The sequence below is a fragment of the Thermoanaerobaculia bacterium genome (assembly GCA_035593605.1).
Lineage (GTDB): Bacteria > Acidobacteriota > Thermoanaerobaculia > UBA2201 > DAOSWS01 > DAOSWS01.
In genome coordinates, this window is record DAOSWS010000009.1 from 128,707 (window position 1) to 138,432 (window position 9,726).

Annotated in this window: 10 protein-coding genes; 6 read left to right on the top strand and 4 right to left on the bottom strand. The window is 55.5% G+C overall.

Features of this window, described 5'->3' with window-relative positions; all coding sequences use genetic code 11:
• The first annotated feature begins 38 nt into the window (after positions 1–38).
• From rpsO to PLD04_06390, 4 genes are read left to right on the top strand one after another with little or no spacing between them, the layout of a single operon-like run.
• The gene (rpsO, locus tag PLD04_06375; GenBank protein ID HXK67952.1) at positions 39–302 is read left to right on the top strand and encodes a 30S ribosomal protein S15; all 264 of its coding nucleotides are present in this window, start codon (positions 39–41) and stop codon (positions 300–302) included.
• Positions 303–308: 6 nt separating this feature from the next.
• Positions 309–2,549 (top strand): polyribonucleotide nucleotidyltransferase, encoded by a 2,241-nt coding sequence (pnp, locus tag PLD04_06380; protein HXK67953.1) that lies wholly within the window; start codon positions 309–311, stop codon positions 2,547–2,549.
• 12 nt (positions 2,550–2,561) lie between these two features.
• Positions 2,562–2,975, top strand: coding sequence for a hypothetical protein (locus tag PLD04_06385; GenBank protein ID HXK67954.1), 414 nt, complete (start codon positions 2,562–2,564; stop codon positions 2,973–2,975).
• Positions 2,976–3,009: 34 nt separating this feature from the next.
• Positions 3,010–4,227 (top strand): HD domain-containing protein, encoded by a 1,218-nt coding sequence (locus PLD04_06390; protein HXK67955.1) that lies wholly within the window; start codon positions 3,010–3,012, stop codon positions 4,225–4,227.
• Here PLD04_06390 and PLD04_06395 read toward each other — a convergent pair.
• The 4 genes from PLD04_06395 to rplM all read right to left on the bottom strand — a co-directional run bounded on the left by PLD04_06395 (position 4,199) and on the right by rplM (position 6,393).
• Complete coding sequence (locus PLD04_06395) at positions 4,199–4,570, bottom strand: response regulator (GenBank protein HXK67956.1); 372 nt, start codon at positions 4,568–4,570, stop codon at positions 4,199–4,201. The genes PLD04_06390 and PLD04_06395 overlap by 29 nt on opposite strands.
• Positions 4,571–4,675: 105 nt before the next feature.
• Positions 4,676–5,527: a 30S ribosomal protein S2 gene (rpsB, locus tag PLD04_06400; protein ID HXK67957.1), complete on the bottom strand. Its 852-nt coding sequence runs from the start codon at positions 5,525–5,527 to the stop codon at positions 4,676–4,678.
• A gap of 27 nt (positions 5,528–5,554) precedes the next feature.
• Positions 5,555–5,947 carry a 30S ribosomal protein S9 gene (gene rpsI / locus PLD04_06405; GenBank protein HXK67958.1) on the bottom strand — a complete coding sequence of 131 codons (393 nt, stop codon included), beginning with the start codon at positions 5,945–5,947 and terminating at the stop codon, positions 5,555–5,557.
• Between the two features lie 11 nt (positions 5,948–5,958).
• Positions 5,959–6,393 (bottom strand): 50S ribosomal protein L13, encoded by a 435-nt coding sequence (rplM, locus tag PLD04_06410; GenBank protein ID HXK67959.1) that lies wholly within the window; start codon positions 6,391–6,393, stop codon positions 5,959–5,961.
• Between the two features lie 269 nt (positions 6,394–6,662).
• Between rplM and PLD04_06415 the strand changes: the two genes are divergently transcribed.
• The gene (locus PLD04_06415) at positions 6,663–9,080 is read left to right on the top strand and encodes an ATP-dependent DNA helicase (protein ID HXK67960.1); all 2,418 of its coding nucleotides are present in this window, start codon (positions 6,663–6,665) and stop codon (positions 9,078–9,080) included.
• Positions 9,070–9,474 carry an NUDIX hydrolase gene (locus tag PLD04_06420; protein HXK67961.1) on the top strand — a complete coding sequence of 135 codons (405 nt, stop codon included), beginning with the start codon at positions 9,070–9,072 and terminating at the stop codon, positions 9,472–9,474. Before PLD04_06415 ends, PLD04_06420 begins: the two co-directional genes overlap by 11 nt.
• Positions 9,475–9,726 lie beyond the last annotated feature (252 nt).

Below are 9,726 nucleotides of genomic sequence, written 5' to 3' on the forward strand. Positions count from 1 at the left end.
AAACGCGATCTTAATGAATCCAAGGAGTAATCTTTACCATGGAACGTATCTATAAGGAAGAGGTAATCACAAACTTCCGCCGCCACGAAAAGGACACGGGGTCTCCCGAAGTCCAGGTCGCTCTGTTGACCCGTCGTATCAATGATTTGACCGAGCATTTGAAGACCCATAAGAAGGACCATCACTCCCGACGCGGTCTCCTCATGATGGTCGGTCGGAGGCGAAAGCTTCTGAATTACCTCAAGGACAAGGATTTCAATCGTTACGCATCCCTTATCCAAGAGCTCGGGCTGAGAAAGTAAGCTCGTATGAGCTCTCCCATTCAAGCCACTGTTACCTTAACAGGCGGGCGATCGCTTCACTTTGAACTCGGACAGATGGCCATGCAGGCGCACGGATCGTGCGTCGTGCGGGGCGGGGATACAGTTGTTCTCACGACAGCGTGTTTCCGGGCCGGTGCGAAAAGCACCTTTCCCTTTCTTCCCCTTACCGTGGATTACCGGGAGTACACCTATGCCGGTGGACGGATCCCGGGCGGATGGTTCAAGAGGGAAGGCAGACCGTCGGAGAAGGAAATCCTCACCTGCCGTATCATCGATCGTCCCATTCGCCCCCTCTTTCCGGACTGGTATCACCTTGAGACTCAGGTCATCGGAATGGTATTCTCGGCAGACGGCGTCAATGATCCCGATATTCTTGCACTGAACGGGGCTTCTGCTGCTCTCTCCGTTTCCCCCATTCCCTTTCTGGGCCCCATTGCAGGTGTACGGGTGATTGAGCTGGATGGGAACCTGATCGTAAACCCCACAACGGAAGAGCGTGAATCCGCCACCCTGGAGATCGTTCTCGCAGGAACCCGGGATGCGGTCATGATGGTTGAGGCCGGAGCCCAGGAAGTCGCTGAGGAGCGCCTCCTGGAAGCCATCCTCTTTGGCCACGGCGAAATTCAGAAAATTATCGATTGCATTCTAAAATTGAAGGCCGATGCGGGAATACCCGTAATATCCGCGCCCGAAGGTGAACCGGAGCCCACAGTCCAGGGAGAAGATATCTCCACGACACTCGGTCCAAGACTGCGCGACGCCCTGTTGACCCGGGAGAAACAGGCCCGAAATACGGCCATGGACTCTCTCCTTTCCGAACTTCTCGAAACCATTCCTGAAGAAGAGGAAGACCGAAGAAACCAGACCAAAAACGCATTTGAAGAGGCCGTAAAAAAGGCGACTCGACGTCTCATTCTTGATGAAGAGATGAGGCTGGATGGCCGGGGGCTCACGGACGTTCGCCCCATCGACTGCAAGATCCAGCTTCTCCCGCGCACGCACGGTTCCGCCCTCTTTACCCGGGGTGAAACCCAGGCCCTCGTCACCGCGACCCTGGGGACCTCCCAGGACGCTCAGATCATTGAGGACTTTCTCGGCGAATCGTCCATGCGGTTCATGCTGCACTACAACTTCCCACCCTTTTCAACGGGGGAAGTCAAATTTTTACGCTCACCCTCGCGCCGGGAAATCGGCCATGGAAACCTCGCCCGCCGTGCACTGGAAGCGGTCTATCCCTATGACGACGAGAACTTCCCTTACACGACACGCGTCGTGGCCGATATTCTCTCATCCAACGGATCCTCCTCCATGGCCACAGTATGCGGGGCCAGCCTTGCTCTCATGGATGCCGGCGTACCGATTGCCAAGCAGATCGCCGGCGTCGCGATGGGGATGGTCGTGGAAGAAGAAACGGTTAAAATTCTCACCGACATCGCCGGTCATGAAGACCATTTTGGTGACATGGATTTCAAGGTGGCCGGAACCCGTGACGGTGTGACGGCCCTTCAGATGGACATCAAGGTCGGCGGGATCTCTCCCGAAATCATGCGCCAGGCCCTGGATCAGGCCAGGCAGGCCAGGTTTCACATCCTGGACATCATGGATCAGACGATTTCGTCTCCCCGGGAAGAGATGTCCCCCTACGCCCCCAGGATCTGGACGATTTTCATTCCCCGGGATAAGATCGGGGACGTCATCGGATCGGGCGGCAAGATCATCCGATCGATCATCGAGGAAACCGGTTGTAAAATCGAGATCGACGACGACGGCAAGGTCCTGGTGGCCTCAACGGACGGTGCTTCAGCGGAACGAGCCATCCAGCTGATCCGAAAATACTCCGAAGTCCCTGAAATCGGCAAGGTATACCACGGCGTGGTTCGCCGAATCGAACCCTACGGCGCCTTTGTGGAAATTCTCCCGGGAACCGACGGGCTTCTTCATGTTTCTGAGTTCACAACGTTCCGAATCAAGGATATTCGTCAGGCCCTGAAGGAAGGGGACGATCTGGACGTGCAGATCATCGAGATCGACGATTCCAACGGAAAGGTCAAGCTTTCCCGAAAGGTCCTGATTCGGGACCATCCTGAACTGGTTGCCCGGGACCGGGAGCAGTACGAAGAAGACATGTCTCCCCGCACTCCCCGCCCCCATCAGGATCGCGGAGACAGGGGAGACCGAAGGGATCGAAGGGATTCCCGATCCAGGGGAGACCGTTCCCGGCGTTGAGCTGACTGCGGGATGAAACGGCGTCTGCCCCTTCACCTTGGATACCAGGTTGCCCTGATCACGATTGGACTCCTTCTATCCGTCACCCAGGCTCTTCCAAGGCTCTTTCATCCCTTTGATTCTCCGCTTCCCGAAATGGGATTTCCCGTTATTCTTCTCCTTGTCCCGATTGTCGGATCAGTGGTCCTCTTTCAGGTCGCCTATCATTACGAGCACTCCCCCCGTTTCTGGGTTCTTCTGACGTGGGCGCAAAATCTTTCCGCTCTGGCGATCGTCGGAACCGCGGCTCTGACCCTGGGGACCAGGACAGCGTTTTCCGGGGAGGTTCCTTCCCTTCTTGTTTCCCTGAACCTTGTCCTGCACTGTCCTCTTCCCGGAGACGAGACCATGCCCGCCGAATCGGAGCTTGCTTCACCTGAACTCTGACGCTTCGACGCCAGGTCTGTGTTAGACTGAACCCGTGGCCAAGGCTCTGGACATCCGCGATCCGGTTCACGGGTACATCCGACTTACTCCCCTGGAAGCATCGATCCTGGACACACCCGAGTTTCAAAGGCTCCGCTTTGTCTCACAGCTCGGCCTGACGAACCTGGTCTTTCCCGGAGCCACCCATACAAGATTTTCCCATGCCCTCGGAGTCATGCATCTGGCAGGGCGTCTCTTTGACCACCTTATTCACCAGTCTCCGGAAACCCTCCTGCCCCCACCAGGCGAAAGGGAGCGTCTCCGCCACCTGATCCGGATCACGGCCCTTCTCCACGACATCGGGCATTCCCCCTTCTCCCATGCTCTGGAAAGTCTCTTCCCGGAGGGCATGAATCATGAACGGATGGCGGTCCGGATCATCCAGAATTCCGCCATCTCCGAAGTGATCAGGGAGGCGGGATCGGTTATCGGGATTACCATCGAAGACATTGTCAACCTGATGACCGGCCACCTTCCCCCCGAACAAATCTTTCTGTTCCAGTCTCTGAACGGGGAGCTTGACGTGGACAAGATGGACTATCTCCTCCGCGATTCCCTTTTCTGCGGCGTGGGGTACGGTCACTATGATCTGGAACGCCTCCTCTATACGATCACACTTCTTCCAGGTCCGGAGGGGCCGAGAATCGGGGTACTGGACGGTGGAATTCACGCCCTGGAGGCCTTTGTCCTGGCACGGTACTACATGTTCACCCAGGTTTACTTCGATGCGACCAGCAAGATCATTGAAAAACACCTGGAACAGTTTTTTTCAACACGCAGCTTTCAATGGCCGATGGAACCGTCACGGTTTATCGAAACCGATGACACCGATATACTCTCTCAGCTGCGCGCCTCATCCACCGATCCCCATGCCCGAAGGGTCCTTCAGCGGAATCACTATCCCATCACGTACGAAACCGATGAGCATCTCGATGAAGTTCAGGAGCAGAGATTTGTTTCCATTCTTTCCTCCGTACAGGAAGCCCTTCCGGCCGGCTCTCTCTTCTGCTCCAATGCCACCAAGGATCCTCATCACTTCTCCCAGGCCAAGGTCATGGTCCTGCGGTGGGACGGATCTCTTCAGGACGTGACGGAACGCTCGTCCTTCATCGGACAGCTGAAACGAATTAACCAGTACCGGATTTATGCCAGAGAGGATCTTCGCGAGGACATCCAGCATCGATTCATGACGGCATTGAAAGATGGCGTCTGAGCAGATTTTCAATCTGCGCATTTGAAAAGGGTTTTGCCAGAATCTCTTCCACACCACTCTGGTAGCAGGCCGCCATATCCTTTTGACCGATGTGGGAGGTGACGATAATCACCGGTATGGAGGTACACGATGGATCCTGCTTGAGAAGCCGGGTACACTCCGCACCCGTCATTTCGGGCATTTCAAGATCAAGGATGACCAGATCCGGTTTCTCCGACCAGGTTCGCTGAATCGCCTCGGCCCCATTTTCCGCCGTGATGACGGTTACACCCATCGATGTGATGAGGTCCCGGTAGAGTGACAGGAATTCCTTCGAATCGTCGGCGACAAGGATTTTGGCCATGGGCAAAGTATATCAAGATTCTTCCGGCCGCGCACCGGGCTCGAGACAGGAAAGTAAAACGGGGCCGCATCTCTGCGGCCCCGATAATGGTTATAAAAGAATGGATCAGTTGACAGGTTCTTCGGCTTTTTCCTCTTCTTCAGGCTCTTCTTCAGGTGAGGATTCTTCCGCAGCTACTTCTTCCTCTTCCGCCTCAGCTTCGAGCTCTTCCGCACTCTCTTCCGGCTCGTCCTCCGCAGTACCCTCGGCCTCATAGGCCGCACCCTCGTCTGCGTAAGCCGATTCGAGCTGGTTCAAACCATCCAGAACCGATGTCGCCATGGCGCCCACGAAGAGACGAATGGCACGAATCGCGTCGTCATTTCCAGGAATGACCACATCGACGAGTTCAGGATCACAGTTGGTGTCCACGACCGCAATGACGGGGATGCCGAGCTTGCGGGCTTCCAGAACCGCGATTCGTTCCTTTTCGGGATCGATAATGAAGAGAGCATCGGGAAGCTCTTCCATATCCCGGATCCCCTTCAGGTTCTTTTCCAGTTTCTTCTTCTCGCGGTCCAGACCGATCCGTTCCTTCTTGGTGTAGTGGCGGAGAGTCTCTTCATCCTGGAGAATTTTGTCAAGCTCTTTATAACGATCGATACTCCGGCGAATCGTCTTAAAATTGGTGAGCGTGCCCCCGAGCCAGCGGTTGTTCACATAGTACATTCCACAGCGTTCGGCTTCTTCGGCAACGGCTTCCTGGGCCTGACGCTTCGTACCGACAAAGAGGATTTTCCCGCCTTCGGCCACGATTTCACGGATGAAAGCTGCAGCCTGCTGAAAGAGCGCCAGGGTCTTCTGGAGATCAATGATATAAATCCCGTTGCGCTTTCCAAAGATATAGGGGCGCATCTTGGGATTCCATCTGCGGGTCTGATGACCAAAGTGAACGCCCGCCTCCAGCAGATTCTTCATGTTGAGTTCGGTTGACAAGCGATCCTCCTAGCGCTTTGAGAATTGGAACCGGGCGCGAGCTTTACGCTGCCCGTATTTCTTTCGTTCCACTTCGCGGGGATCTCGAGTGAGAAATCCTGCGGTTTTTAGTTTCTTTCTGAATTCGGGGTTGTACTGCAGGAGGGCCCGGGCAACACCATGGCGCGTCGCTCCGGCCTGTCCGGCGACACCGCCACCGGCCACATTGACCAGAATGTCGAACTTGCCCTGCACTTCCACGGCATTCAGAGGCTGCTGAACCATGTACTGAAGACGGTCCGTCGGAAAATATTCCGCGACCGGCTTCCTGTTGACCATAACCTTACCTTCACCGGGTCGGATGTAGACGCGGGCCGTTGCCCGTTTCCTTCGACCCGTTCCGTAATACTGAATGAGTGCCACCGGTTCCTCCTCTACTTGTCCAGCGTCAGGGGCTCAGGATTCTGGGCCTCGTGGGGATGTGCAGATCCTTTATAGACTTTCAGTTTTTTTAGGATCTTGGCGCGAAGACGATTTCTTGGAAGCATCCCCTTGATCGCATTTTCGATGATGCGCTCGGGGTGCTTTTCCATTAGTTCGCTTGCGGTCTGCTCCTTGAAGCCACCCGGATAACCGGAGTGACTCTGGTAGAGCTTGTCGTTGAGCTTGTTTCCCGTCAGCTTGACCTTTTCCGCATTGATTACGACGACGAAGTCACCCATATCTACATTAGGCGCATAGCCCGGTTCGTCCTTTCCGCGAAGGATCGTTGCAATCCGGGTTGCCATGCGGCCCAGTACCTGACCGTCCGCATCGACGAGAAACCACTTCCGTTGAATGTCCGCCTCTTTCGGCGCATAAGTCTTCATTTTCACCTCAAACGTAGAACTATCCTGAGGAATTTTTGGAAAGCCCTAACATACACCATCTGCATGAAGTTGTCAAGTTTACAAGGCAACCTCGAGTCATTACGATGACGTCCGGACAGGGATTTTCACCCGGGATTGAAACACTTTTCACCGACTTACCGGCCGCTCCCGTCGAAATTTTTCCGGGCTTGCCGTACAGAAGAACGATTGTGTCCCCCAGGACTGTTCCCATCCAAAATACATTTGAAATCTGGGATAATAGGAGTCCCGTGGCCATATTGATCAATCCTGATACCGGCATTCTTACCCTCAGTGTGGGTGATCTTCTCCAGGAGGAAATTACCTTCAAGATCGGATTTTCAGGTGCGATGAGCCTGCGCAGGATGTGGGTCGGGCAGGGAATTCACCAGGTCTATCAGGAAGAGTGCATGGGACGCATTCCCTCCTATCGCCGGGAGGTCCCCATCATGTATACCTTTCAGGCAGCCGGCCTTACCGTAATCCTTCAGGGGAGGATCGACGGGCTCTTCGTTGACTCTGACGGAGTTACGATCCTGGAGGAGGTCAAGTCACTCCATTTCGGGCGGGACCTCGACCGAGTCTACCGGGGAGCCCTGGGCGAAGTCTATCGGCGTCAGGTGGCCCTATACGGGTGGATGTGGAGCCGGGTGAAGGGGGATCCCGTTGCGTGCCGGCTCGTCCTTGTGGATATCACAACGGGGGAACGCAGAATCGAAGAGGTTCGTCCCGATTTCGATCAGGTCGCATCCTTCGTCCGGGGTCGAATCGTTCGCCTGGTTCGGACCTGGGAGAAGGCAAAACGGGAGCGGGACCGTAAAAGCCGGGCATCAGAATCCATTTCATTTCCCCATCCGACCTTTCGCCCATATCAGGAATCGATGACCCGGAATGTCCGGACTGCCCTGGAGGAAGGCCGCCACCTTCTGATCGAAGCCCCTACAGGTATTGGAAAGACGGCGGCAGCGATCCATCCTACCGTGGTCTTTGCGCTGAAACAGGGCTTGAAAGTCTTTTTCCTCACCGCCAAAACCCTTCAGCAGGACATGGCGGTCCAGACCCTTAAGGCCATGAACCGGGAGGGATCCTTCCGAAGCCTTCGCCTTCGGGCAAAGGCACGGATGTGCGCCAACTCAGAGATCATCTGCCACGAAGACTTCTGCCCGTACGCGAGGAACTACGCAGAAAAGGTCCATACCCATGGAACCGTGGATAAGCTCCTTGCGGCCTTCTCCCACCTCGATCCGGACACCATTTATTCCGCTGCGGTATCCGACGAAGTCTGCCCCTTTGAAATTTCCCTCGACCTGACCAAGCATACCGATGCAATTGTCTGCGACTATAACTATATTTTTGAACCGAGTGTTTCCCTGAAGGACACGAGGGAAGGCCTTGGCCTCACTGACACGGTTGTCATTGTGGACGAAGCGCACAACCTGGTGGACCGGAGCCGGGAATACTACTCCCCTTCGATAAGCAGCACCCTGATTCGACAGGCATCGGCGTTCCTGACCTTCATGGCGTCGGACATCGCGGAAATTCTTCGCGGTATCCTCCAATCCCTTGAGGAGAAACTTACGGCCTGGGCCAATCACCAGTTCGATCCGGGTGAGACCGAAAAGCCGTGCGGTCCTCCCGATATCGATCTTCCGGAGTACCTCCTGCAGATCGAAGGACAGATTCTCGAGTACATCACTGAAGTCCATGAACGGGGAACGAGAAGGGGCGAAGATCCTCTCCTTGAACTCTACTTCCGCCTTTCCCGGATGGTCATGCTCCATCGTGAGGATTACGAAGAGTTTACCTGGACTCTTCGTCGGACTGGAGATTCGGTGGAACTGAAGCTCTTTTGCCTCGACGCCTCCCGGTTCCTCGGGGCAATCGTGGACCAGACCTGGAGCACCGTGGCCATGTCGGCCACCCTTCAGCCCTTCGAATTTTACGAGTCCCTGATCGGGTTTGCCCATGACCGGACAGATCGAGAAGCGTACCCCAGTCCCTTTCCCCGGGAAAACCGCCTGATCCTTGTCGTTCCTACGCTCAATACGACCTATCGGCACCGAACCCGCTCGATCGGGAAGCTTGTCACCCTGCTGCATGATATGGCCGGCCGGGTGAAGGGTAATTCCCTCATCCTTCTCCCTTCTTACGCGTACCTCGACATGGTACGGGGCAACTGGCCCTCAGGTGGAAACCGTCTCCTCGTTCAGAAGGCAGAGATGGCACCCGATGCAAGGGAGGACATCATCCGTGAACTCCGTGCCGTGAAGGAACCCCTCGTCCTCCTTGCGGTAGCGGGCGGGATCTATGCGGAGGGAATCGACTATCCCGGGGAGATGCTCCGCGGTGTTTTCATCGTTTCTCCCTCCCTTCCCCAGGTCGGCCTGGAACAGAACCTGTTGAAGGAACACTATGAAAGGCGGTACGAACGCGGGTTTTCTTACGCCTATCTGATCCCCGGCATGCGGCGAGTCATTCAGGCTGCGGGCCGGCTGATTCGGAGTGAGGAGGATCGGGGCGTAATTGCCCTGATCTGCGAACGCTTCACCGACTCCCGCTACACCCGATTCTTTCCCGAATACTGGTACGAATCCTCTCCCGATGAACTTGTCGAAGAGAACCCGATCACGACGATGGAAACCTTCTTTGGAGAATCCCATGAAACCTGAGACCCCCCTTCTCACCGTAGACGGCATCGTTCTTGACGGAAAACGGATTGTACTGATCCGCCGCCTTCACCCTCCCTTCGAAGGGCAGTGGGCCCTGCCCGGGGGATTCGTGGAGATCGGGGAGACCGTGGAGGAAGCCTGCGTCCGGGAAATACGGGAGGAAACGGGCCTGGACGTGGACATCGTCCGTCTCCTGGGCGTCTATTCCGATCCCGGGAGGGACCCGCGAGGCCACACGGTCTCTGTCGTCTTCCTCTGCTATCCCTCCGGCGGGGAGCTTCGCGGGGCCGACGATGCCGCCGAGGCCCGCTGGTTCACCCTCCCGGTCACCGACCCCCTCGCCTTCGACCACGAAAAAATCCTGGAGGACCTGAATAGAATTCTCAAAGGATAGGCATACGATTAATAGATTTAATGAATTTTGTGGATTTTATGGATTGTAAAAGAGAAAGAAGAGGGTAGAAAGTAGACCATGGACCGTAGTAGGAAATCGTCAGGGCGTCATAATAATATTGTTTTGCCTGTTCAAGACTGAAAATATTATCCATCTCAGGGCTCCCCAGCACGGCCCATTGATACGCTTTTGTGCCAGGCTCACGTTTGACAGTTCATTGGGGGTGACACCCCGAAAGTGCAATAACCACGG